At 70.7% G+C, this 22,741-nt stretch carries 20 protein-coding genes and 1 pseudogene; 5 read left to right on the forward strand and 16 right to left on the reverse strand.

Going from position 1 to position 22,741, the window contains the following annotated elements; genetic code table 11:
- Positions 1-40: 40 nt before the first annotated feature.
- From QA802_RS39605 to tnpA, 7 genes are all read right to left on the reverse strand, one after another.
- Positions 41-463, reverse strand: a complete 423-nt coding sequence (locus QA802_RS39605) for an ATP-binding protein (protein ID WP_334533490.1) — start codon at positions 461-463, stop codon at positions 41-43.
- A 117-nt stretch (positions 464-580) separates the two neighbouring features.
- The gene (locus QA802_RS39610; RefSeq protein ID WP_334533493.1) at positions 581-1,507 is read right to left on the reverse strand and encodes a GNAT family N-acetyltransferase; all 927 of its coding nucleotides are present in this window, start codon (positions 1,505-1,507) and stop codon (positions 581-583) included.
- A gap of 94 nt (positions 1,508-1,601) precedes the next feature.
- Entirely contained in the window at positions 1,602-3,287 is a 1,686-nt protein-coding gene (locus tag QA802_RS39615; RefSeq protein WP_334535182.1) for a SpoIIE family protein phosphatase, read from the reverse strand.
- A gap of 263 nt (positions 3,288-3,550) precedes the next feature.
- The gene (locus QA802_RS39620) at positions 3,551-4,897 is read right to left on the reverse strand and encodes a jacalin-like lectin (protein WP_334533496.1); all 1,347 of its coding nucleotides are present in this window, start codon (positions 4,895-4,897) and stop codon (positions 3,551-3,553) included.
- A gap of 202 nt (positions 4,898-5,099) precedes the next feature.
- A complete protein-coding gene (locus tag QA802_RS39625; RefSeq protein WP_334533499.1) occupies positions 5,100-6,770 on the reverse strand; it encodes a protein kinase domain-containing protein in 1,671 nt (556 codons plus the stop codon).
- Positions 6,771-7,101: 331 nt separating this feature from the next.
- Positions 7,102-7,413 (reverse strand): hypothetical protein, encoded by a 312-nt coding sequence (locus QA802_RS41825; protein ID WP_443042243.1) that lies wholly within the window; start codon positions 7,411-7,413, stop codon positions 7,102-7,104.
- 240 nt (positions 7,414-7,653) lie between these two features.
- On the reverse strand, positions 7,654-8,085 hold the full coding sequence (gene tnpA, locus QA802_RS39635) for an IS200/IS605 family transposase (RefSeq protein ID WP_334533502.1): 432 nt from the start codon (positions 8,083-8,085) through the stop codon (positions 7,654-7,656).
- 50 nt (positions 8,086-8,135) lie between these two features.
- On the opposite strand from tnpA, the pseudogene QA802_RS39640 reads away from it, so the two are divergent.
- Positions 8,136-9,349, forward strand: a pseudogene (locus QA802_RS39640) (RNA-guided endonuclease InsQ/TnpB family protein).
- Positions 9,350-9,381: 32 nt separating this feature from the next.
- On the opposite strand, the gene QA802_RS39645 reads toward QA802_RS39640, so the two are convergent.
- Positions 9,382-9,519 carry a hypothetical protein gene (locus tag QA802_RS39645; protein ID WP_334533505.1) on the reverse strand — a complete coding sequence of 46 codons (138 nt, stop codon included), beginning with the start codon at positions 9,517-9,519 and terminating at the stop codon, positions 9,382-9,384.
- A 42-nt stretch (positions 9,520-9,561) separates the two neighbouring features.
- On the opposite strand from QA802_RS39645, the gene QA802_RS39650 reads away from it, so the two are divergent.
- The gene (locus QA802_RS39650; RefSeq protein ID WP_334533508.1) at positions 9,562-10,113 is read left to right on the forward strand and encodes a snapalysin family zinc-dependent metalloprotease; all 552 of its coding nucleotides are present in this window, start codon (positions 9,562-9,564) and stop codon (positions 10,111-10,113) included.
- A gap of 56 nt (positions 10,114-10,169) precedes the next feature.
- Here the strand turns inward: QA802_RS39650 and QA802_RS39655 are convergent, their stop codons facing one another.
- Together QA802_RS39655 and QA802_RS39660 are read right to left on the reverse strand one after the other, a co-directional pair.
- Positions 10,170-10,826, reverse strand: a complete 657-nt coding sequence (locus QA802_RS39655; protein WP_334533510.1) for a thioredoxin-like domain-containing protein — start codon at positions 10,824-10,826, stop codon at positions 10,170-10,172.
- An 87-nt stretch (positions 10,827-10,913) separates the two neighbouring features.
- Positions 10,914-11,372 carry a hypothetical protein gene (locus tag QA802_RS39660; RefSeq protein ID WP_334533512.1) on the reverse strand — a complete coding sequence of 153 codons (459 nt, stop codon included), beginning with the start codon at positions 11,370-11,372 and terminating at the stop codon, positions 10,914-10,916.
- A gap of 427 nt (positions 11,373-11,799) precedes the next feature.
- Here QA802_RS39660 and QA802_RS39665 point away from each other — a divergent pair, with 427 nt between their 5' ends.
- Entirely contained in the window at positions 11,800-12,567 is a 768-nt protein-coding gene (locus QA802_RS39665; RefSeq protein ID WP_334533514.1) for an NPP1 family protein, read from the forward strand.
- Positions 12,568-12,663: 96 nt separating this feature from the next.
- Here the strand turns inward: QA802_RS39665 and QA802_RS39670 are convergent, their stop codons facing one another.
- Together QA802_RS39670 and QA802_RS39675 are read right to left on the reverse strand one after the other, a co-directional pair.
- Positions 12,664-13,578 (reverse strand): phosphatase domain-containing protein, encoded by a 915-nt coding sequence (locus QA802_RS39670; RefSeq protein WP_319167870.1) that lies wholly within the window; start codon positions 13,576-13,578, stop codon positions 12,664-12,666.
- Between the two features lie 2 nt (positions 13,579-13,580).
- Positions 13,581-14,789, reverse strand: a complete 1,209-nt coding sequence (locus QA802_RS39675) for a T4 RnlA family RNA ligase (RefSeq protein WP_334533518.1) — start codon at positions 14,787-14,789, stop codon at positions 13,581-13,583.
- A gap of 51 nt (positions 14,790-14,840) precedes the next feature.
- Between QA802_RS39675 and QA802_RS39680 the strand changes: the two genes are divergently transcribed.
- On the forward strand, positions 14,841-15,359 hold the full coding sequence (locus tag QA802_RS39680; RefSeq protein WP_334533523.1) for a hypothetical protein: 519 nt from the start codon (positions 14,841-14,843) through the stop codon (positions 15,357-15,359).
- 343 nt (positions 15,360-15,702) lie between these two features.
- The gene (locus QA802_RS39685) at positions 15,703-16,788 is read left to right on the forward strand and encodes a WD40 repeat domain-containing protein (RefSeq protein WP_334533526.1); all 1,086 of its coding nucleotides are present in this window, start codon (positions 15,703-15,705) and stop codon (positions 16,786-16,788) included.
- Here the strand turns inward: QA802_RS39685 and QA802_RS39690 are convergent.
- From QA802_RS39690 to QA802_RS39705, 4 genes are read right to left on the reverse strand one after another with little or no spacing between them, the layout of a single operon-like run.
- Positions 16,778-18,583, reverse strand: a complete 1,806-nt coding sequence (locus QA802_RS39690) for an RICIN domain-containing protein (RefSeq protein WP_334533528.1) — start codon at positions 18,581-18,583, stop codon at positions 16,778-16,780. The genes QA802_RS39685 and QA802_RS39690 overlap by 11 nt on opposite strands.
- 37 nt (positions 18,584-18,620) lie before the next feature.
- Complete coding sequence (locus QA802_RS39695) at positions 18,621-20,792, reverse strand: beta-galactosidase (protein ID WP_334533530.1); 2,172 nt, start codon at positions 20,790-20,792, stop codon at positions 18,621-18,623.
- Positions 20,793-20,838: 46 nt separating this feature from the next.
- The gene (locus QA802_RS39700; protein ID WP_334533533.1) at positions 20,839-21,777 is read right to left on the reverse strand and encodes a carbohydrate ABC transporter permease; all 939 of its coding nucleotides are present in this window, start codon (positions 21,775-21,777) and stop codon (positions 20,839-20,841) included.
- Complete coding sequence (locus QA802_RS39705) at positions 21,774-22,718, reverse strand: carbohydrate ABC transporter permease (RefSeq protein WP_443042244.1); 945 nt, start codon at positions 22,716-22,718, stop codon at positions 21,774-21,776. The genes QA802_RS39700 and QA802_RS39705 overlap by 4 nt, the downstream gene beginning before the upstream one ends.
- Between the last annotated feature and the right edge of the window lie 23 nt (positions 22,719-22,741).

Here is a 22,741-nt window from a genome sequence, read left to right on the forward strand (position 1 = left end):
GGTCGGGGCCCGGCGGGCGCCGGGCCTCACGCCGAACCGTTCACCGCGGAACCGGCTGAGACGGTGGTTGGAAACAGGCGGTGACCTTCTTGCCGCGGGGGCAGCGATAGGCCAGCCAGTCGTCGGCGAGGGCATCGACCAGCAGCAGACCGCGCCCTCCCGGGGCCGCGGTGCCGGGGTCGCGCGGCTCGGGAAGCCGGGGCGAGGAGTCGTGCACGGTCACATGCAGGCACTCCTCGTCCCACGTGAGGATCAGCTGCGCCGCGCTGCGGGCGTGCACATGAGCGTTGGTGACCAGTTCGGACACGGCCAGCACCACGGAATGCACCAGGTCGGGCGCGGTCCTCGACCAGGCCAGCGTCTCCAGGTGCGCTCGCGTCCAGTCCCGGGCGGCCTTCGCCCCGCTGTTCAGCGGCAGCGAACGCGCCCACCCCACAGCCCTCAGCGATGAGTCCTTCGCCACTGTCTCTCCTCGCGCCAACCGAACCAGCCGTCGTCGATGTCCCGTCTGCCCGCAAACACCGGGCTCAAGGCCGCCCCAGGGGGATACGCCGCACCGCGAGAGAGCGCGTCACGCGGCTCAGGAGGCAGGGCGGGGGACGTCGATCGAGCGGTTCTCCTCCACGACGCGGTAACCGGCGCTCGTGTACAGATTCATGGCCACCTCGTTGCCGCCCCACACGGTGAACATCAGCGCGTCGTCCCCGGCCGCGAGAGCCGTCTGCTCGCCGGCCGCCATCGCGGCCCGCCCGTACCCCTTGCCGCGGTGCCGCTCGTGGACGTGCAGCGAGTAGCCGTAGGTGACGCCCGGGAGATGCCCGTGCTTCAACCAGCCGGTGCCGATCGGCTCGCCGGCCGCCTCGAGCACCAGGAACGCGCTGTCGGGAGTCGCCAGACCTTCCGGAACCAGCTCGGCGAAGTCCCGGTCCGACTTGAGGACGGCCTCCTCGGGGCTCAGGGCTCCCGCCCGGACGATGTCAAAGACATAGGCGGCCTTCTCCGAGGCGAGCCACCCGGGATACTCGGCCCCGGTCATCGGCCGGGCGGTGACGCCGTCCAGCGGTGCCGCCGGGGAGTCGACGCGCCGCGCCCTGAGCTGGCCCCGGACACGGTAATCGTCGAACAGCTCGCCGGCGGGCTCGGCGAGCCGCACCGCCACCCTGCTCGCACCGCGCCTCGCGCACCACTCCTCGGCCCAGTCGCGGGCGGCCCGCTCGTGATCCCGGCCGGCGTGGGGGACGTCCACGTGGAGGTCGCCGATACGGCCCGTCAGCGTGCCGTCGGCGTCGGTGTCGGCATCGGTCACGCCCACCGCGACATACCCCACACGTGCCCCGGCGTCCGAGATCTCGGCGACGGTCCAGTCACCGGCATCGGTGCGTGCGGCCTCCAGCATGCTCTCCGCCGCGGCCGCTCCGAGTCCGGCCGCGGTGTAGGAGGCGCGTCGCCGCCGCTCGAAGTCGTTCCACCATCGGGTGCTGTCGTCCAGGACGGAGAATTCGATCACACGGTCACCCTAACTGAGGGGACCCGGTGGGGAGTTGCCCGGTTCCGGGCCCACGTCTCCCGGACCCCGCCGCGACCCGCGCGGCGAGGGGGCCTCAACTCCGGGGCGGGGTCCGCAGGGCGAGGAGGGCGACGTCGTCGTCGTTGGCGGCGGGGCGGACCCGGCGCAGCAGCAGGTCGGTGAAGGAAGCCAGCGGGCGGTGGGCGAGGGCGGCGGCGTGCCGGCGCAGCCGGTGCAGACCCTCGTCGAGGGTGTGGCCGGGTTCCTCGATCAGGCCGTCGGTGTAAAGGAGCAGGGTGGAGCCGGGCGGCAACAGGACGGTGGCGTCGGCACGGGGTCTGCGGGCGCCGGTGCCCAGGAGGATGCCGTGTCCTCCCGTGAGGTACTCGGCCAGGCCGTCGTGACTGATCAACAGGGGCGGTGGGTGGCCGGCGTTGGTCCAGGACAGCCGCCAGTGACCGTCGTCGGCCGCTTCGACCCGGGCGAGGATCAAGGTGGCCATGGCGACGTCGGTGATGTGCATGACCGCCTCGTCGAGCCGGGCCACGATCTGGCTGGGAGGCTCGTGCAGAGCCCATGCGTAGGCCCGGAGCATGTTGCGCACCTGCGCCATGCCGGCCGCCGCCTCCAGGTCGTGACCGACGACGTCGCCGACGGCCAGCGCGGTGGCGCCGTCGGACAGGGAGAAGGCGTCGTACCAGTCGCCGCCCACCTGCGAGGCGTCGGGCGCGGGCAGGTAGCGGACCGTCATCTGCAGGCCGGGCACGCGCGGCATCTGGGGCAGCAGATGGTTCTGCATGGTCTCGGCGACCTTGCGCTGACGCTGGTAGAGGCGCGCGTTGTCCAGGGCGAGGCCGGCGCGGCGGGCGATGTCCTCGAGCAGCGGAAGGTCGGTGGTGTGGAACTCCCCCGGCTGCTTGGCGCGGCCCAGGGTCAGCGCCCCGAGGACCGCGCGTGTGCTGCGGATGGGCGCGATGGCCGCGGAGTGGACGCCGGTGGCCTCGAACAGACGGCGCTGCTCGACCGCGATGCCGGAATCCGGGGGCCCCTGGTAGGTCTGCGGGCCGGCCAGGGTCGAGGCGACCCCGCGCAGCGCCCGGGACAGGGGCATCGGCGACTCCTCGGGGATCGGCGGCATCGGTCCCTGAAGTTCGTCGTGGCGCACCAGGTCGCCGCCGTCCGCCTCGACGACGACGGTGCGCCACACCTCGTCGCGCTCGGTGATGAGGTCGACGATGGCCCAGTCCGCCAGACGCGGCACCACCAGGGTCACCAGCCGGCGCAGTGCCTCTTCGACATCGAGGGTGGACGTCAGCTGCGTCGTCGTCGCGGCCAGCAGCGCGAGGCGTTCGAGCTCCGGCAGCAGCGTGGGAGCCGGCTCGGGCCGGGCGTCGGCCTCCGCCGGACGAGGGGCGTGGAAGAGGACGAGCGTGGTGTTCTCGTGGCCTGCGAGATCGAACGGGGTGATCAGCCACGAGATGGCCAGCAGGGAGCCGTCCCCGCGTGCGAAGTAGTCCTCCGGGGCCTGCTCGGTGCGACCGGCGTGGAACGCCTGCCGCATGTTGCACTGGCTTCTCGGCAGAGGCTGGCCATGGGCGTCCCGGTGCAGCAGGTCGTGCGCGTCCTGGCCGAGCAGATCCGCGGCGGGCCGGTCCAGCAGCTGCTCGGCGAGAGCGTTGACGGCGAGGATGCGTCCCTGCTCGTCCACGAGGTAAGCCCCGGTCCCGATGGCCTCGAGTCCCTCGGCCGGCGCGGTGACGGGTGCCGCCGGGAACCCCATCCGGTGGCTCTCCTCGTGCTCCGGTCCTGCTGCCATGCCCAGATCTCCTCAGCTCACTTCCGGCACACCCGTTCGACGATATCGGGTTCCCGACTGCCCCGGCAGCTCGAAACGAAGCCGCCGCGAGGAGCAGCCTGTCCCCGTCGCGCCACGACATGCCACGGGCCCCGGGGACGCGGCGACGGCCCTGAGGCCGCCGCCGCGCGATCGGTGCATCAAAGGGTCGACGAGGCTCGGCGAGGCTCGGCGGGGGGTGAGGAGGGTCAGCGCTTCGTGTAGATGAAGCCCAGCTTGTCGATCTCGTTCCCCGCGCGGCCGTGGAACCCGGCGAGCTGCAGGCCGGACGGTGCGGTGCGCGTCACGCAGTCGGACGTGGTCGTCCCGCCGGACAGGCTGCGGCCGAGGTTGGTGGTGAACTTGGCGGAGAAGACGCGCGTGAGACCGTCCTTGCGGCCCTGGCACAGCTGGGCGGAGGTGACGTACTCGCCGCTGCCCAGAGTCAGGGTCGAGACCGTGCCGCCGGTGCCGCCGTGGGTGAGGGCCTTGCCGCCCGCGAGGGTCAGGGCGACGCCGTCGACGCGGGTGCCGCTGCGCAGCGAGAGGCTGACGGGGCTCGCGCCGGCCGGTACGGCGTCGATGTCGTTGTAGTAGTCGCCGTGCGGTCCGCCGAACTGGTCGCTGAGCTGGAAGTCCGGGTTGCGCGACCAGGAGAAGCCGACGGCGACGGGGTCGTGGTCGGAGAGCATGAGTCCGTCACCGGTGAGGAACTTGGCGTGCTCGTTGTTGTACGACGTGGCGTCGAGCGAGACCAGTTTGCTGCCGCGGTAGAGGACCTTGTCGACGACCTCGCAGGTGTTGGGCACGGTGGGGCCGGTCTGGTCGCAGACGAGGGCGTCGCTGCCCTTGGCGGGCGGGGTGCCGCCGCGCACGAGTTTCACCCAGGCGTCGGTGAGTCCGTTGGCGGCGGCGAACTCGGCGATGGTGTCGCCGGCCCGGGTGTAGCGGGTGTTGGTGTCACCCATGACGACGACGGCGTTCCCGGCGGAGTGGGTCTTGATGAAGGCCGTCAGCTGGGCGAGGTTGTCGGCGCGCGAGGCGAGGTCGCCGGCGTTGGTGCCGGCGTTGGTGTGCAGGTTGTAGAAGTCGACGTAGACGCCCTCGGCGAGCCGTTCCCGGATGAAGGTGAAGCCCTTGGGGGTGAGGCAGTCACCGGAGTCGATCTGGCAGGAGTTCCAGCGCACCCGCTCGAAGTCGTCGGCGTCGTAGGGGAGTTTGGAGAGGGTGTTGAGTCCGCTGCCGATGCCGGCGCCGCCGCTGGTCGGGGTGCGGTAGGCGTGTGCGGTGTCGGCGGCGTAGAGGTAGGAGTGGTAGTTGAAGTCCTCCTCGACGTGCACGATGTCGTACGGCGCGATGCGTTGGCCGATGGCTGTGGTGCTGGTGTCGCGGGGTGTGGAGGCGCTGGAGATGATCGCCGGCAGGCCCGCGACGTTGTAGGTGAGGGCGCTGAAGGAGCCGGAGGCCGGGTCCGCCGCGGCGGCGGGTGTCGCGGTCGCGAGGAATCCGCCGCAGGTGACGGCCGCGGCCGTGAGGCAGGTGAGGAGACGGCGCATGAAGGGGAACTCCTGTGTGTGGGGAGTGGCAGCCGGAACTTACCGCCGGTAACCCAATTCTGTCGTCGCCTCTGTCGAGGGAGATCAAAACTTGACCGCGTGGTCTGGTCCAGGGGACGGCTGCGGCTTCCTGATCTTCCAACAGGGACGGCGGGCTTCCCGCTCGTCGGCGCCTACCGCACGAGACCCGGGGCGGGCCCGGTCACTCGGTGGAGCGCAGCGCGTTCCAGGTGTCGGGTCTCACGACGCCGTTGGCCTTGAGTCCCCGTTCGCTCTGGAAGGTCTGGACCGCGGCCTTCGTGCCGGCCCCGAACTCGCCGTCCGCGTCGGCGCTTCCCGCGCTGTACCCGCGCTTGGACAGCATGCACTGAACCTGCTGCACGCGTTTGCCCGTGTCGCCGAAGAGGGTGCGTGCCTTGCCGGCGTAGTACGTGCACTCGGACAGCCAGGGCGCCGTGTCGGTCACGGCGGACGGGGCGGCGGTGGACGGCGTGGGGGACGGGGAGCTGTCCGGTGCGGTTCCGGTTCCGGTGCCGCCCGAAGCGTTGACGTGCCCGCCGGCCGCGGAGGCCGACGCCTTGGCGTCCGGGGCGGGGGCGCCGGTCGTGCCGTCGCGGTTCTCGACGGCGGCGCCGTCCACGTCGGGGCGGGCGTGAGCGCTCGTGCTCGGGGAGGCCGGCGCGGTGGAGGCCCCGCCGGGTTCGGCGCCGACGGCCCTGGTGACACCGGTTTCCGGGGACGCGGTGGCGGGATGATCCTGACCGATGAGCAGAAACCCCGCCGCGCCCACGGCGCAGGTCGAGAGGGCCGCGGCGGCGATCAGCAGCGGCCTCCGCCTGCTCCGGGCGGGGGCCTGCACGGGGCCCGACCGCTGCGACGGCGTCGCGGCCGGGTCGCTCTCCGCCGCCGACGACGGTGACGACGCCGACGCCGGCGACGGTGACGACGGGGCGGGCGGAACCGGCGGAACGGCCTCGGGCGTCCGAACGGCCGAAGCTGCGAACGGGTCGCCCGCCGACCGGAGACGGGGCGTGCCGGCGGCAGGCAGGCGGAGCAGCGCCTCGTACGCCCGCTGCCGGGCCTGCACCTTCGCGCCCAGTGGCTCCGGCCAGACGGACGGCACGGCATGGGCCCCGGCCGTGGCGATCAGCTGCTGCGGGCTGGGCCGCTGCGTGGGCTCCTTGGCCAGACAGGCGGTCAGCAGCGCGCCGAGCTCCGGGTCCGCCGCGGAGATCTCACCGATCACCTCGGGATGGGGTTCCTCGAACGCCACCCGGTGCATCACGTCGACACCGGTGCCGTCGCCGAACGGAGCCCGCCCGGTCACCGCGTAGGCCAGCGTCCCGGCGAGCGAGAACACGTCCGACGCCGTGTCGGAGCGGCCCTCCCGCAGGTGTTCGGGCGACATGTAGGCCGGTGTGCCCACACGATTGCCCGTACCGGTGATCGCACTCGCGTCCGCGGCCTTGGAGATGCCGAAGTCGATCACGTGTGCGCCCCGGACGGACAGCAGCACGTTGGACGGCTTCAGGTCCCGGTGCACGATCCCCTCGACGGCGAGCCCGGCGAGCGCCCGGCCCAGTTCCCCCACCAGCCGCCAGACCGCGCCCGTCTCCAGGGTGCCGTCCTCGCGTACGGCCTCCGCCAGGTCGAAGCCGGGGAGGTACTCCGTGGCCATCCACAGCAGTTCGTCCTGGAAGCCCGTACCGCACAGCCGTGGCGCGTGCGGCGTCCGAAGACGGGCGTGCACCGACGCCTCGCGTTCGAAACGACGCCGGAAGCTCGGATCCTCCGCGTACTCCGGCCTGATCACCTTCAGCGCGACCAGTCCAGGACTCTCGTCCGTGGGGCGGGCCAGGTAGACCCGTCCCATGCCGCCGCTGCCTAACAGGGCTACCGGCATATACGGACCGACGCGCCTGGGGTCGCCGAGCCGCAGTGGTGAGGCACCGGTCTGCCGCAGCGTCGCCGCCGCATCGTCAGCAGGTCCCGGTCGCTGTCCCGACAAGAATTCCCCCGAAGTGACTTTCGATGAACGTTAGTTCGCCCCCATGGAACACGAGGCTAGCTCAGCCTGCGCGTGCGTTCAGCAAATCGGTCACTTCTTTTCACACGTCACCGGAGGTGATCCCTCCGGCCCGCGAGGGAGTCCGTGCCGGATCGCCCCGGTCCGCGACGGATGCACCGGACGTGCGCCGGCGTGCTCAGTACCGCTGTGCCTTGGCGACCTCGGCGGTCAGCGGCGGCTGGGGCGGCTTACGGCTGATGGCGAGGGGATGGGCCCGGGCGCCCGCCGCGAGGTCGTCGGCGCCGACGAAGCGTGTCTCGACGACGGCCCGCGGCTTTCCGGTGAGCGAGACGTCCGCTGTCGCGTTGCCCCGGCCCTCGACGTTCTTCAGCCTGCCGCACGAGGCCAACGACGCCGTACCCGCCACCGCCAGCATCAGGCCGGCGACGGCGGGAGCGACGCGGCGCCGCAGTGGTCGCGCCTTCGCGCCGGACGCACCGTCGTTCATCACGTCGGACCCCTCGTCAAGGTTTCCTGCCGCTCACGGCTTCTGCCCTCTCGGCGTCATCGTGCCCGGCGCAGTCCGGTGCAGCCACCCGGCGGGGTGCGGAAGAGTGGCGCCGAGGCGGCCGCAGGAGCTTTGGGGTCCCCGCACGCACAGGCGATCCATCAGGTCCTCCGCTGGGTATCCCCGGCTTCAGCCGGGGCGGGAAAGCGGAACGGTGCGGAGCACCGTTGTTCGTTGAGGTCAGGGCAGGGGGCGGCGCTGGCCCTCGATGTACTGACGGATGATCGACAGCGGCGCTCCGCCGCAGGAGGCCGCGAAGTACGAGCGGGACCAGAACACCGATCCCATCCCGGTTCGGTTGACGCGGCCGGTGTATTCGGCGCGCAGGTACCGGGAGCTGACGCCCTTGAGGCTGTTGACCAGCTTGGAGAGGGCGAGCTTGGACGGGTAGTGCACGAGCAGGTGCACGTGATCACGCTCGCCGTTGAACTCGCGTAGCTCCACCTCGAACTTGTCGCAGACCTCCCGCATGATCTCTTCGCATCGCCGAAGCATCTCGTCATCGAAGATTCCCTTCCGGTATCTGGTGACGAACACCAAGTGGGCGTGGAGATCGAAGGTGACGTGACGCCCCCTGCGGATATCGGTGTCTGGTTCCCAGCGTGGTGACATACCCCAAGGGCAGTAGGGTGATCGCAACGACCAGGAAGGGGGTGGGCCGGATGATCCGTGCGTACAAGTTCCTCATGCGGCCCACCGTGGGCCAGTCCGCCGCTCTCGGCGAGATGCTGCGCGATCACTGCTCGCTCTACAACGGGGCCTTGCAGGAACGGCGTGACGCCTACCGGCACGTGTCGAAGACGAGCATCAAGTACGGGATGCAGTCCGCGCAGCTCAAGGAGATCCGGGCGTTCGACCCGGAGCGTCAGGGCCGCTGGTCGTTCTCCAGCCAGCAAGCCACCTTGCGGCGCCTCGACAAGGCGTTCGCCGCGTTCTTCCGCCGCATCAAGTACGGCCAGACGCCCGGCTACCCGCGCTTGCGGGGAGTCAACTGGTTCGACACGGTGGACTTCCCCAAGGACGGCGACGGCTGCCGCTGGGACTCCACCCCGCATGATCCGCAGACCCGCGTACGCCTCCAAGGCGTCGGGCACGTCAAGGTCAAGCAGCACCGGCCCGTGGCCGGCAAGGTCAAGACCGTGTCCGTCAAGCGCGAGGGCAAGCGCTGGTACGTGGTGCTGACCGCCGAGCAGGCCCAGCCCGAGCCGCTGCCCAGGACAGGGTCCGTGGTCGGCATCGACATGGGCATCGCCTCCTTCCTCACCACCTCCAACGGCGAGCACATCGACAACCCGCGCCACGGCCGCAAGGCCACAGCGAAGCTCGAAGCCGCACAACGGAAGCTGTCCACCTTCGGACGAGTGCGCCGCGACAAGCGGACGAAGAACCACCAGCGGCCGTCGAGCGCGTCGCCGACCTGCACCGCAAGGTGCGGCGTCAGCGCCTGGACCACGCACACAAGACCGCGCTCGACCTCGTCCGCGACCACGACCTCATCGCGCACGAGAACCTGACGATCCGCAACATGGTGCGCACCGCCGCACCCAAGCCCGACCCCGACACGCCAGGGGCATTCCTGCCCAACGGCGCGGCGGCGAAGACGGGCCTCAACCGCTCGATCTCGGATGCCGGATGGGGGGTGTTCCTGACGATCCTGCACGCCAAGGCTGAAAGCGCCGGACGTGACGTGATCGCCGTGGACCCCCGCAACACCTCTCGGACATGCCCCGAATGCGGGCACGTCAGCGCGGAGAACCGGCCCACACAGGAGAAGTTCCACTGCGTTGGATGCGGCCACCGGGCGCACGCTGACGTCGTGGGAGCTTCCAATGTTCTGCGGGCCGGGCTGGCCCGTCGTCAAGCTCAACCAGCTTGACGAGAAGCCCCCGCATTTATGCGGGGGAGTAGTCACGTCCTCTGCTGCTGCTCGAGGAAGAGGAGGGCGAAGAGGAGAACGAAGAGGAAGAGGAAGACGAAGAGGAGGGCGAGGGGGAAGGCGGGGGGAAGAGGCCGGAAAGAGGCGTTGAGGACGCCACCGGAAGCCACTAGCCTGCATTGCCATTTGTCACTGCAACGGAGGCGTCCACTGTGGCCCGAGCACTGAACCTGTTGTCGACCGTGGTCCTGGCGGGTGGCCTCCTGGTGGGGGTCGGCACGCCGACCCAGGCGGCCGGCCGGACACCGGAGGTCATACCGATCGACCTCATGCTGGCCGGCTCGTACACCGACGCGGCCCGCGAGGCGATCGAGATCTGGAACACGGCCGTCCCGACGATCAAGTTCGTCGAGCAGGACACTCCGGCGGCACTGCGGGTCATGGAGTACAAGACGGCCAGGGGCGTTCAGTCCCACGTCAACATCAAGGGCGCGGGCCGGGGTTGGGTGTACCTCGAAGTCGGGGACGCCCAGTTGTACAAGCCCTCCCGCATCGTCGTCCACGAGTTGGGACACATCCTGTCGCTTCCCGACCTCGGTCCGGGCAGCCCCTGCGCCAAGGTGATGTCGGGAGGCTGGGCGGGATCGGACTGCGTCAACGTGCAGCCCGACGCCGCGGAGAAGGCAGCCGTCCGGGACTTCTTCGCCGCGCACGACGTCGGCGACCGGGTCCCGTGGTGGGGCTCGGGTACTCCCGCGCGGTAGGAGCGGCCGACGTCCGCCGGATCGCACCGGCGGACGTGGCTCGGTGAGCGTGTCCGTCAGGAGGCGGTCAGCCCGCCGGTGCAGGCGGCGCCGGGCTCGGGCGTCTGCGCGCCCTGGACGTACTTGAGCAGGAACTGCTCGACCCGGGCGTCGGAGGCCTTCTCGACCGTGAGTTGACGGCCCCAGGCGGACAGGGTGATCTTCCCGGCCTGGTTCTTGTCGGGGCTCATGAGCGTGTAGGGCGTCCTGTCGACCCTGTCGGCAAGGGCTTTGACGTCGGCGTCGGCGGCCTTGTCGTTGTACGTGACCCAGACGGCGCCGTGTTCGAGGGAGTGGACGGCGTTCTCGTTCGCTATGGCCCGGGTGTAGACCGTGCCGTCGCATGTCATCCACGCCTGGTGGTGGTCACCGCCCACGGGAGGCTGCATCGGGTAGGAGACGGTGCCGGCGACGTGGTTGCGGCCGAGCTTCTTCACGTCCCAGGTCTTCTCACCGGGGACCGGCTTCTCCGCGGCGGCGGACTTCTGCTCCTCACGCTCGTTCGCGTCGTTGATGGCGTACGCGCCCCAGCCGACGACGGCGGCGACGATGACCGCGCTGAGGGTGACGGTGAGGATGCGGTTGCGGCGCTCGCGGGCTCGCTCGGCGCGCCGCATCTCCTCGATACGGTCCTTGCGGGATGCGGCGGCGGCCTTCTTGCTGGTCTTGCTCATGACCGGGACGTCCTCGTCTCCGCCGTACGGCGGTGAGTGCGGGGGAAGGGATGGATGCCGGCGCGCTCGGGGGCGCGGGGCGTCCGTCTAGATCCGCTGCACGTTGAGGGCGTGAAGATCGGGGGCGCCCCGGCAGAGCGGCACGCCGGTGGCGTGGGCGGTGACCGGCTGTCGGGCCGGAGTCGGCGAACACGGCAGGACGACCGGCAACGGCTGGGGAGCCGCGGGGACGACGGCGGGTCCGCCGTGCGCGGACCTTGCGCAGCACCCGCCGCCCGAGTGGCAGTCGCCCGGACGTGCCGACGACACCGCGTGGTGCGCGGCGGTCCGGCCGCCCGCCGGCGCCTGTGCGGCGACAAGGGTCGCGGCGGTGACCGGGGTCGCGGCGGTCACGGAGAGGGCTGGGTGCGGGCCGGCGGCGGTGTGGACCGAAGGGCCCAGGCACAGGGCCACGGCGATGAGCAGCATCGTCAGCACGGCGCGGAGCGCCGCCACGGGCGAGTTCACCCACGCGTCACAACGCCTGTACAGGGTCCGGCTGTTCATCACGGTGATGCTAGCGGTGTCCGCGGTCGTGCGGGCGGTCGGGGCACGGACGGTCAGGTGCTCGCGGACACGACCGGCAATCCCGCGTCGGGCATGTGCGTTCACCTCGGCGTATACGTCGGATCGGGCGGACCTGTTCGCCTGGGGGCGGGCCCTGTGCACCATTCGCCGCGGAACGTCCGGGCGGCGTTGGCCGAGTTCGGTGAATGGCCTTCACGAGTTTTGTAGAAAGCCCTTCCATCGTCCCCTCGGCTTGCCACTCTCTTCCTGCACACCGCGGATGTCATGTCCGCAACCATTCGGTCCGCCGATCCATCGGACGACCGATTCGGCGAACCGCCGAACCGCCGAACCACCAGGAACCACCGAACCACCGAGGAACCACCGAACGGAACCACGGATCCACCGAACCACTGATAGGACCCCCATGCCTCGAACCAGCAGGACTTCCCGGGTCGTCAAAACCACGACCGTCGCGGGCAGCGCCTTCGCGCTCGCCGTCGCCCTGTCGGGCAGCGCCTCCGCCGGCGTGCTGCAGAACCTTCCCGAGAACGCCACCTCGCTCCAGACGTACTTCGAGCCCGTGTACGACTACGACACGGACTCGTGCTACCCGGCCGCCGCCGTCGACCCGGCCGGCAACCTCAACGGCGGCCTGAAGCCCACCGGTTCCGTCACCGGCCAGTGTCGCGGGGGCCACCTCGACCACGCCAACACCTACTCGCGGTCCAAGTGCGACAACGGCTGGTGCGGGATCATCTACGCCAGCTACTTCGAGAAGGACGAGGCGTCGCCCGGCATCGGCCACCGCCACGACTGGGAGTGCATGGTCGTCTGGGTCGCCGAGGGCGCGAACACGCCGTCCTACCTGTCCGCCTCCCGGCACGGCGGGTTCAGCACCCATCCGATCGCCGACGTCCCGATGAGCGGCCGGCGCGTCATGGCCGTCTACCACAAGGACGGCGCCAGCACCCACGCCTTCCGCTTCGCCCAGTGGGGTGAGACGGCCGAGAACGACACCGGCGCCTGGCACCAGGAGAACCTGCTCACCTGGGACAACCTGGCGCCCAACCTGCGCAACACCCTGAACGGCTCCGACTGGGGCGACGCCAACCTCCCCCTCCAGGACTCCAAGTTCAACGACACGCTCAACAAGGCCAAGCCGTCCGCGATCCCCTTCGACCCGTACGCCTGACGCCCACCGGCCAGCCGCCCCCTCACACACAGGGGCGGCTGACCGGAAACGGACGTCGCCGAGTGAAGCGGACGACCGCGCCCGCCGGCCGAAAGGTCAGAAGCTGCCGTAGTTGACCTGCCAGGTCGGCAGACCCATCCGGCGCCACACCGCGACGACGCGATCACGGTCGTCGAGGGAGACCCGCACCGCGAAGCGGTGACGCACATGCCGGTCGAACAGCTCCGCCTTCACCACGTCGTCGCGGCGGCCGTCGCCCGCGGCACGCATCCACAGCTCGTCGTACGGCACCTCGTGCGCACGCAGCCACGCCTCCGTCCGCTCGCGGTGCTCCTCACCGCGGCCCGAGAGCAGGACCACGACATCGCCGTCGGCGCCCCGGAAGGAACGCAGCGCATCGCGCACCGACACGTTGAGCAGGTCCTCCCCGCAGCGGGTGAAGTCGAACGGCCCCCGGGCGCCCCGCAGAGCGAGCGTGCCGTCGATGTCGCACATGACGGCCGACGGGAGGGCCGGGTCCACGACGTACGGCTCGACGGACGGCTCGTCGTTGAGCCACTCCGCGGTGAGCCGCCAGCCGCCCCGCTTGGCCACGCCGTGCTTGTGGGCCAGGAGCCGGATGATCTCCTCGCCGACCACGCGCTCCCGTGCGGCGTCGCGCCGGATGCACTCCTCCACCGGTACGTCGGTGAAGTCGTGCACGACGAAGGTGGCCTGTCCCGCCACGGCGGCCTTCAGTCGCTTCGGTATGTGCGGCGTCATGTGCGTGTTGTCCACGACGACGTCGAAACCGCCGTCGACGGCCGCGCGCACCGCCGCGTCCTGGATCGCCAGCACCGTCTGCTCATGCGCGTGCGACCGGCCGCGCTCGGGCGCCGGGACGTCGAGCATCGTCCGCAGATCGTCGAGGTTGACACGACGCATCCGGCCCTCGGACTCCGCCTGCATCCTGCGCGCGGCGGTCGTCTTCCCCGAGGCCGGAAGCCCCGTCATGACGTGTACTACGGGCACGGTCAGTTCTCCTCGTCGGTCTTGAACGGGTCGGACGCCTCCGGCCGGGTGGAACGGTACGTCACGAGCTCGGTCGGGCGCCCGTCCAGGCGCAGGAACATCGCCGGGCGCAGCGCGGCGTCGGGCAGCGCGCTCACGGCGCGGGCGAAGGCCCCCCGGTCGTCGGCGAGCGGGGCGAGGGACCGGAACGCCTCGTCGATCGCCCGCTCGCGGTCGTCCACCTGCTTCTCTATCCCCGCGATGACACCGCGCACCCAGGCGTCGAACTCGTCGGGCACCTGCTCCAGCAGCGCGTCCAGCGGCCGGCCCCCGGACGCGGTGACGTCCTCGGCCGAGCAGCCGAGCGCCTGGGCCACCTGCTTGGCGGGCAGCCCCGCGAAGCGCTGGATGCCGTGGCCGCGCCAGACGTCCCGCTCGGTCACACCGGTGAGCACCTTGTGGAGGCGCACGTACTCGGCCAGCTTGGCCTTGGCCCGCACACCCGAGGCGAAGCGCAGCACGAACCCCTCGGCCTCGGTACCGGTGGCCGCCCGGCCGCCGGGAAGCCGGTTGCCCTCGGCCAGGGCCAGCAGTTCGCCGAGCGGCATGGCCGGCCACACGGTGACGACCGAACCGATGTCACCCCAGTGCGTCGCGGCCTCGGCCAGGGCGACTTCCGTGCCGTCCTTGGCGAACGCGGCCAACAGCACCAGGTCACGGCGCTCGCCGTAGTCGACGACGATCCGGTTCTGCGGGTACAGGATCTCGGCCAGGTAGGTCACCCCGGGAACCAGGCGGGAGGTGTCCTTCCCGTCGAGCAGCCGCTGCGCCCAGGTGGCCTGGGTGCTGATGAACGAGCCCTTCGACGCGACCCGCCACCGGCCCGCGTAGTGGAACACCACCGCAAGGCTGCCGTCGACCTTCTCGTACACCTCGAACGGCTCGTCCGGCAGCTCGGGCGCGTACGGCTGACGGGCCTCGTGCTCACCCACGTTGAAGAACTTGGGCAGCGGCAGCGCGACGATCTCCCCGGTCACGTCGTCGGCCACCAGACCGCGGCAGCGGGTCGTCACCCGGTTCCACACCCGTTCGTACTGGCACACCCGCGTGTACGTGTAGATGGACAGCGGCAGTTGCGGGTGCTGCTTGCGCGTGACGTGCCCCGCGTCGAGCGCGGCCGCCAACTCCTGCGGCGGCAGCAGCTCGTGAAGAGTCAGGTCGACCTGGCTCATGGTGTGTTCCTCCCCTTGCTGATCCCTGATTGTCACGCGAGGGGAAGGCTTGTGAACAGCCATTTAGCTCCGGACGCGGCGCGGGGCAGGCCCACGCCGCCGATGGGTCAGCGCACGAGCAGAACGATCACACCCGTCAGATCCTCCCTGCCGCCGCCCTCGGCCAGGCGACGACGCATCAACTTCGCAGAGGGCCTGCTCGTCGCCGACGCCCTGTCGAGTCGGCTCACGGCCGAGGTGCGGCGCGAGGGGGTGCGCCGGGTCCAGGAGTACGCCCGCGGTGTCGCTCTCGCCCCACCCGTCGCCGTGGGATCCACGACCGCGACAGGCACGGCCATCGCCTTCCGGCCCGACGCCGAGATCTTCGAGACGACCGAGTGCTCGTTCGCCGTCCTGGCGGAGCGCCTGCGGCAAGTGGCCTTCCTCTGCCGCGGCGTGGAGATCTCGCTGACCGACCGACGCCCGTCCGGGGAGCGCAACGTGCGGTTCCGCTTCCCGGACGGGGTACGGGACTTCGTGGCCGCCCTCTACGCGGAGGCCGGCGGGGCCGTTCCACCGCCTCGGCCCTGATCCGTTCGTACCGTCGGATGTCGTTCCGTTCGGCTGCCTTGTAGAGGGCGTAGGGAACGCCCCACACGCTCAACATCACGATCCACGCCCCCATGAGGGCCAGTGTGATCGCGCCGGCCCGCCCGGTGCAATGAGGTCGGCAGGACGCCCCGGTACGTCGTTACGGTCTCAAATCGCTTACGCAGCACATCTGTTGCAGTGAGTGCTCCTTCCGTCATCCAGAACGTGGGCCGTGGCCGAGTGCCGGAGACGTCGATGAGCATGGACCCGGTCCGTCGGATGGCGCGCGCATACCGAAGGAACTAGGCTGCGCTCCTTCCGACGGAACGGGGCGCGGGGCACCATGAAGATGTTCGAGGCGTCACGTCAGGTGAAGTCGCTGTCCTGGGTGGGGGACGACCTCGTCGACACGGTGGGTGGGGGAATCCGCTGGACTCCCGACGGCACAGAACACCGTCCGGAGGTTCCGCGCACCTTCGCGGCCGACTTCGACCGGGCGGTCCATTCCCCTTCCGGACGCTACTCGGTCGTCTACCAGGAGCGCGGAACGCAGGCGTTGCTCCTGGACGGCGGGAGACCGTTGCGGGAGCTGGACCGCAGCGACTACCAGGCCGATGCGAGCGACTACCCCGTCGCCCTGGCCGTCCTGGGCAGCGGTCGTGAAGTGCTCGTCCACTGCCCGGACGAGTACAACGTGCTTCAGGTGGAGGACACCGCCTCGGGTGAGCGACTGACCACGGGGCCCCGGGACCCCAAGGACGTCTTTCACTCCCGGCTGTCGGTGAGTCCCGACGGCCGGCACGTACTGATGGCCGGCTGGGTCTGGCAGCCGTACGGCGTCGTCGAGGTCTACGACCTGGAAGAGGCGCTTTCCCGGGCATCCGCCTTGGACGGCCCGGGACTTCTGCCGATGAATCCGGGGATCGACGCGGAGATCGCCTCCGCCTGCTGGCTCGATGCGGACCGGCTGGCCGTGGCCACGACGGCCGACGAGACCCTCGACGACGAGGAGACACCGGCCCTCGGCACCCGGCAGATGGGGGTCTGGTCCCTCTCCGGGCGCCGCTGGCTCCACCGTCACCAGGGCGATACGGCCTACGGCACACTGATTCCGTGCGGCAACCGGGTCGTCTCCCTGCACGGCCATCCGCGGTTGATCGACGTGGCCGACGGCACGCCGGTGGCGCAGTGGCCCGAGGTGCGCGTATCACGCCGCGAGGGCGCCTACGGGGTGAGCCATACGCCGACACCCGTGGCCGCACCGCATCCCGACGGTTCCCTTCTGGCGGTGGCCCACGACCGGGGCATCGCGGTGCTCGCGTGCGGCCCCGCCGGACGACCGCTGCCGGGGGAACGGGACGGGGGCCGGGACCTGGACGAGGTCCAGGTCCCGGCCCCCGAAAACAGGGACGGCGTGACTACCGGGTGAGCTTCCAGTCCTGTGAGCCGTCCGTGGTCGCGTTCTGCAAGGTCAGCTGGGATCCGGGTGTGGCGCCCGTCAGGTAGAGGCTCGGGTTCTGCGCCGACTGCAGCCGGTAGTGGCCGTCGCCCGTCTTCACGAGGTTCCACGTGCCGGTGGCGCTGTCGTCCACCCACTGCCCGATCTTCTGCCCGGCCGTCGCGTTGCCCGTCCAGACGGCGGCCGCCCTGCCGCCCGACTTGTTGAGCAGGGTGACGCCGCCCCGGGGTTCGGTCACCAGGTGCCAGTACTGGGTGTCCGTGATCGCCGCCGCGCCGGAGTCCTCGAGGACGACGTCGGGCACGTCCCCGTTGCCGAGGTTCGCGTCGTTGGTCCTGTTGCCGGTGCCGATCACCTGGCCCGTCCTGCGGTTGACCAACCGGTGGTAGGCGCCCGCCGAGTCGCCGAGGTCGACCTCGGCGTGCGCGATCGTCGAGGTGCCCTGGTTGTTGAGTATCGCGACGCGCCCGGTCCCGTCGACGTACTGCAGGTTGCGGCTGTAGCCGGCCGGTGAGGTGGTCTGGTACTCCTTCCACACGCCGTCGCTGCGCCCGCTGTCGTTGACCCAGACGTCCCCGCTGCCCGCCGCGTTGTAGACCAGACGTCCGTCGGGCAGCCGGATGACGACCGGGCTGCCGCCCGTCGCGAGAGGCCGGGAGCCGGCGACGACCGGCAGTGAGGTGACGCCCATGCCGGTGGGCGAGCCGCGGAAGAACTTCAGCGGGTCGTCCGCGAGCACGTACCGCGTGTCGGCGCCGCCGCCCCAGTACTCGAAGGTGAGCAGCCACCGTCCGTCCGCCGTGCGCACGACGTTCGTCATGCCCGGCCGGCCGCCGCCGATCTCCTTCTTCCCGCCGCCCATGTCCTGGTCCGAGCCCGCGACGTCGACGACCGGAGCGCTCCAGGCGCCGCTGTTCCCGTTCCAGGTCCGGTGGACGAGGATCTGGCCGTGCGAGTCCGCAGCGGTGTCGTTGGCGGGGTCGAGGGTCGGGACGCCGGTCACCGGGTCGAAGCCCGTGTAGTCGTTCTCATCCGAGTAGTAGCAGACGAGTCTGCCCTGGTGGACCATCAGGTACGGCTCCCAGAGGGGATCGACCTGCTTGTTCGTGTTGGCGTTCGCGACGTTCCGGCCGACCGCGCCGGCGCTGCCGCCCTGCCAGCCGCCGGTGGCGATGACGTTGACGACCTTCCAGGACCTGCCGTCGTCGGTGCTGGAGTACAGGGCGATGGCCAGGTCCTTGCGGTCTCCGTCGTTGGACGGCGTCCAGTTCGGGTCGGCGGCCTTGTGCTCCTTGTAGTAGTAGTCGTCCCCCGACACGACACTGGCGAGCAGCAGCGTGCCCTTCCTGAGGGCGCCGACCTTCTGCGGAAGCACGTAGAGGTAGGGGTTGGTCCAGTTGCTCGTGTACTTCGCGTAGCGGGGGTCCCTGGAGAGGTACGCCGGAGCTTTGACCTCGGACAGCGGCTGCCACGACGTGCCGTCGTCGTCGCTCTTGTAGACCGGGAGGGTCTGCCCGTCCGCGCTGCCCGTCGCCGACACGACGGTGGACTTCTCGAAAGACGCGACGAGACGTCCGCTCGGCAGCTGCGCCGACTTCGGGTAGACCGCGCAGTTGCCGCGGCCCTTGAGGCACGGCTCGCTGCCGAGCTGGTACAGGGTCCCTCCCGTCGGGTTGTACGCCTGCGCGGCGAACGCGGGCACGGCCAGCAGCGCGGACGCGGCGGCGAAGGTTCCCAGCGCTTTTCCTGCACTTCTTCTCTGCATGGTTCCTTCTTCTGGGTGGTCAGGAAGGGATGCCGGTTCAGCTGTCCCGGCCGGCGCCCGCGCCCGTGGTGTCGGCGACGAGGACGCGCACGTCCCACGGGCCCAGACGCAGCGCGGCGCCGGCCGGCACGGGCCGGTCGTCGAGGACGTCGGTCAGGTCGGCCGGGGCGTCGGCGCTCGTGGGCTCCCAGCTCCAGTTGTGCACGATGTGGACGCGGCGTCCGTCGGCTGAGACACCGGTCGCCGCGGTCACGGAGGCGGGGAGCCCCTGCCATCCGCTGCGCGGGGCCGGGGCCAGCCAGGCGGCCAGGTCCCGGGCGAGACCACGGCCCGGAACCGTGCCCACGCAGGTGACCCGGCCCGCACCGTGCCGACGGGTGGTGACGGCCGGCCAGCGTCCGAAGTGCGGGTGCTCGTACGAGGCCAGGACGTCGGCGTCGGTGACCGTGAGACCTTCCGCCCAGTGGGTCGCCGTCGCGTCGGAGCGCACGTCGAGCGCGCCGCCGGGCACGCCGCGGACCGGCACGTCGTGCAGGAGGTTGCTGAACTCGTCGTAGCGGACGCCCGCCGCGTCGGTGAGGCGTCCGGGGGCCGCTTCGAGGCGGGCGCGGGCCTCGTGGTCGGCGTAGCCGGTGCGCGGGCCGAGCACGAGGTGACCGCCCGCGTGGGCGTAGGCCGCGAGCCAGTCGATCGTGGCGTCGTCGACGACGTACAGGGCGGGGGCGACGAGCACCGGATGGCGCCGCGCGGCCTCCTCGGGAGTCGTCCCCTCCCGCTGCCCGCTGGGGTCGTGCAACTGCCGCGCGTGGACGATCCGCACCTGACGGCCGGCCTCGAAGGCGCCGCGGTAGAACGGGTCGAAGACACGGTGGTAGGACGCGGGGTCCGGCGCGCCGTCCGGCTTCGACAGCGGCGGGTACTTCTGCATCAGCCACTTGCTCGGCATCGAGTAGACCATGGCGATGTCGCAGTCCGGTTCGAGACCGGCGACGAGCGGTCCCGCCTTGTCGAACTCCGCTCCCAGACGGGCCACTTCGGCGTACGTGCGGCCTGGCTGTCCGCTGTGCGGGAGGACGCCGCCCCAGTAGGTCTCCGCGCCGAAGCGCAGGGTCTGCCACTGCCAGTACTCGATCATCCGGGCGCCGCGGGCGACGTGCGCCCACGCGGTCTGCCGCCACTGGCCGTCGTAACCGGGGCGGTTGTCCCAGGGGAAGCCGATGGAGTTCGCGTTGGTCTCGGTGACCAGGAACGGCGCCTGGAGGGAGGAGAACATCCAGTCGGCGGTCTGGTACATCGCCCACACGCCGGTGGTCTTCCAGATCTGCTCGTGCCTGTCCGGTGTGGGATCCGGCAGCAGCAGGCCGTCCTGCATGTCGTAGTACGGGTTGCCGGAGGCGATGTCGAGACGGTCGCTCATCTCGTCGTCCTCCACCCCCTGACGGGTGTAGGAGATGCAGGTGGTGACGAACTGCCCCGGTTGCGCGTACTCCCGGACGAGGTCGGCCTGCCAGCCGATGAACTCGGTGACCTGGCGGGCCTGGAACGCCCGCCACGCGACGTCGTACTGGGGCTGCTCGTTGCCGTCCGGCGTCCACAGGTCGGCCCAGGTGGACAGGCGGTGCGACCAGTAGACCAGGCCCCACTCGCGGTTGAGGGTCTCCACGTCGCCGTAGGTGGCGCGCAGGTGGTCGACGAAACGCTGGAACACACCGTGGTTGTGGAGGAGGTGCAGTCCCGGCTCGTTGTCCACCTGCCAGCCGATGACCGCGGGGTGGTCGGCGTACCGGGCGGCGATCTTGCGGATGACCCGTTCCGCGTGGAAGCGGAACGCCGGGTGGGTGAAGTCGACCTCCTGGCGGGCGCCGAACCCGATGCGCTCGCCGGTGCGCCGCTCGCCGGCGATCTCCGGGTACTGGCGGGCCAGCCACATCGGCGCGGCGTAGGTCGGCGTGCCGAGGACGACGGAGATGCCGCGCTCGTGGGCGCCGTCGAGGACCGGCTGGAGCCACTCGAGGTCGAAGCGGCCGTTCTCCGGCTCCCAGGTCGACCAGACCGACTCGCCGACCCGGATCACGGTGAAGTTCGCCTCGGCCATCAGGTCCAGGTCGGTCTTCAGCCGTTCGTCGGGGAGCAGTTCGGTGTCGTAGGCGGGCGTGTACTCGTGGTAGTACGCGGCGCCGAAGAGGACACGGGCAGGCAGAGCCGCCATGAGGGGAAACCTCCGAGAAGACGGGGAGAGGTACGGGTGATGCGCGCTACTGCTTGACGCCGCCGGAGGCCAGTCCGCTCTGCCAGTACCGCTGCAGCATCAGGAACGCCACGACGAGCGGGACGATCGAGATCAGGGAACCGGTGACGACCAGCGCGAACATGTCGCTGCTCGCGCCCGCTCCGCCGTTCTGCGCCTGGGCGGCCCACGAGGAGAGGCCCACGGTGACCGGGTACAGGTCCGGGTCGTTCAGCATGATCAGCGGCAGGAAGTAGTTGTTCCACGTCGCGACGAGCGTGAACAGCAGGACGGTGACGAGGCCGGGGCTCAGCAGCCGCAGGACGATGCGGAAGAAGATCCGGGCCTCGCCGGCGCCGTCGATGCGGGCGGCCTCCAGGATGCTGTCCGGGACGGCGTCCTCCGCGTAGACGCGCATCAGGTAGAGGCCGAACGGGTTGACGAGGGAAGGCAGGATGATCGCCCAGGGCGTGTTGACCAGGCCCGCCTTCGCGAAGAGCAGATAGGTCGGGATCGCCAGGGCCGTGGTCGGCACCATGACGGCCCCGAGCACCAGGTTGAAGGCGGTGCGGTCGCCGCGGAAGCGGAACTTGGCGAAGCCGTAACCGCCGGCGGCGGCGAGGAGCGCGGCGCCGACCGCGCTGACGCCCGCGTACACGACGGTGTTGAGCAGCCAGCGCACGAAGACGCCGTCGTCCTGGGTGACGGTCACCTCGATGTTCGTCAGCAGCTGCGGAGCGTGCGAGAACCACAGGCCGAAGCTGTTGAACAGATCCTGCGTGCTCTTGGTGGAGGCGATCAGCAGCCACAGCAGCGGGAGGAGGAAGTAGCCGAGGGCGGCCAGCATCGCGATGGTCAGCGGGGTGCTGCGGCGGCGGGCCGACGGCGGCTGCTGCTTGCGGCGGCCCTTGCCGGCGGTGCGTTCGGCGGCCGGTGCGACGGGGGCCGGGGAGGTGAGGGCGCTCACGGGGTCCTCCTGCGGTTCGCGGTGAGCAGGACGGCGTAGGAGGCGCCCACGATGACGAGGCCGAGGAGGAAGGAGACCGTGGCCGCGTAGTTGACCTGTTGGCCGGTGAAGGCGAGCGTGTACGCGTAGAGGTTGGCGGTGTAGGAGCTCGTGATGACGTCCGGCGCGATGCTCATCAGCAGCTTGGGCTCGTTGAACAGCTGGAAGCTGCCGATCACGGAGAACAACAGGGTGAGCAGCAGCGCCGGGCGCAGGGCGGGGATCTTGATCGACCAGGCGATGCGCCAGGCGCCGGCGCCGTCCATGGCCGCGGCCTCGTACAGCTCGGTAGGGATCGTGCGCAGCGCGGCGTACAGGATGATCATGTTGTAGCCGACGAACTCCCAGGTCACGATGTTGGCCAGGCTGCCGAGCATCCAGCCGTCGCTGAGGAAGTCGGGGACGGGCAGACTGACCTCCCGGGCGATCTGGGCGAACGGGCCGAAGTCCGGGCCGTACAGATAGCCCCACATGAGCGAGGCCACCACGCTCGGCACGGCGTACGGCACGAAGATGCCCAGCCGGATCACCCGGGCGAGCCGCAGCAGGCCGCTGTCGAGGGCGAGCGCGAACAGCAGCGCCAGCAGCAGCATGAGAGGCACCTGCACCACGAAGAACAGTGCCACGCGGCCGACGCCCTGGACGAACTGCGCATCGGTGAGGGCCTGGGTGTAGTTGTCGAGGCCGACGAACGCCGTGCCGCCGATCAGACGCTCCTGGAAGAGGCTGAGGTAGGCGGCGTAGCCGAGCGGCGCGAGGAAGAGCAGGAGGAACAGCACCATGAACGGTGCGACGAACAGCGGCCCTGCCGACCGTCGCCGGCTCGCGCCGCCGCGCCCGGGCCGTGTCGGCCCGTCCCGGCGCCGGCCCTTGGGAGAGGCCGTGGTTGTGGCGGTCATCATCGGCCCTTTCTGAGGAGGGATGA

Origin of the sequence: Streptomyces sp. B21-105 (genome assembly GCF_036898465.1) — a bacterium.
In the GTDB taxonomy this organism is placed as follows: domain Bacteria; phylum Actinomycetota; class Actinomycetes; order Streptomycetales; family Streptomycetaceae; genus Streptomyces.

Excerpts from the sequence above, each read along its gene's own strand:
- QA802_RS39615 (WP_334535182.1), bottom strand. The coding sequence starts at position 3,287 with ATGGGGTTCCCGGCGGCACCCGTCACCGCGCCGGCCGAGGGACTCGAG.
- QA802_RS39620 (WP_334533496.1), bottom strand. The coding sequence starts at position 4,897 with ATGCGCCGTCTCCTCACCTGCCTCACGGCCGCGGCCGTCACCTGCGGC.
- QA802_RS39625 (WP_334533499.1), bottom strand. The coding sequence starts at position 6,770 with ATGGGACGGGTCTACCTGGCCCGCCCCACGGACGAGAGTCCTGGACTG.
- QA802_RS41825 (WP_443042243.1), bottom strand. The coding sequence starts at position 7,413 with ATGAACGACGGTGCGTCCGGCGCGAAGGCGCGACCACTGCGGCGCCGC.
- tnpA (WP_334533502.1), bottom strand. The coding sequence starts at position 8,085 with ATGTCACCACGCTGGGAACCAGACACCGATATCCGCAGGGGGCGTCAC.
- QA802_RS39655 (WP_334533510.1), bottom strand. The coding sequence starts at position 10,826 with ATGAGCAAGACCAGCAAGAAGGCCGCCGCCGCATCCCGCAAGGACCGT.
- QA802_RS39660 (WP_334533512.1), bottom strand. The coding sequence starts at position 11,372 with ATGAACAGCCGGACCCTGTACAGGCGTTGTGACGCGTGGGTGAACTCG.
- QA802_RS39665 (WP_334533514.1), top strand. The coding sequence starts at position 11,800 with ATGCCTCGAACCAGCAGGACTTCCCGGGTCGTCAAAACCACGACCGTC.
- QA802_RS39675 (WP_334533518.1), bottom strand. The coding sequence starts at position 14,789 with ATGAGCCAGGTCGACCTGACTCTTCACGAGCTGCTGCCGCCGCAGGAG.
- QA802_RS39685 (WP_334533526.1), top strand. The coding sequence starts at position 15,703 with ATGAAGATGTTCGAGGCGTCACGTCAGGTGAAGTCGCTGTCCTGGGTG.
- QA802_RS39690 (WP_334533528.1), bottom strand. The coding sequence starts at position 18,583 with ATGCAGAGAAGAAGTGCAGGAAAAGCGCTGGGAACCTTCGCCGCCGCG.
- QA802_RS39695 (WP_334533530.1), bottom strand. The coding sequence starts at position 20,792 with ATGGCGGCTCTGCCTGCCCGTGTCCTCTTCGGCGCCGCGTACTACCAC.
- QA802_RS39705 (WP_443042244.1), bottom strand. The coding sequence starts at position 22,718 with ATGATGACCGCCACAACCACGGCCTCTCCCAAGGGCCGGCGCCGGGAC.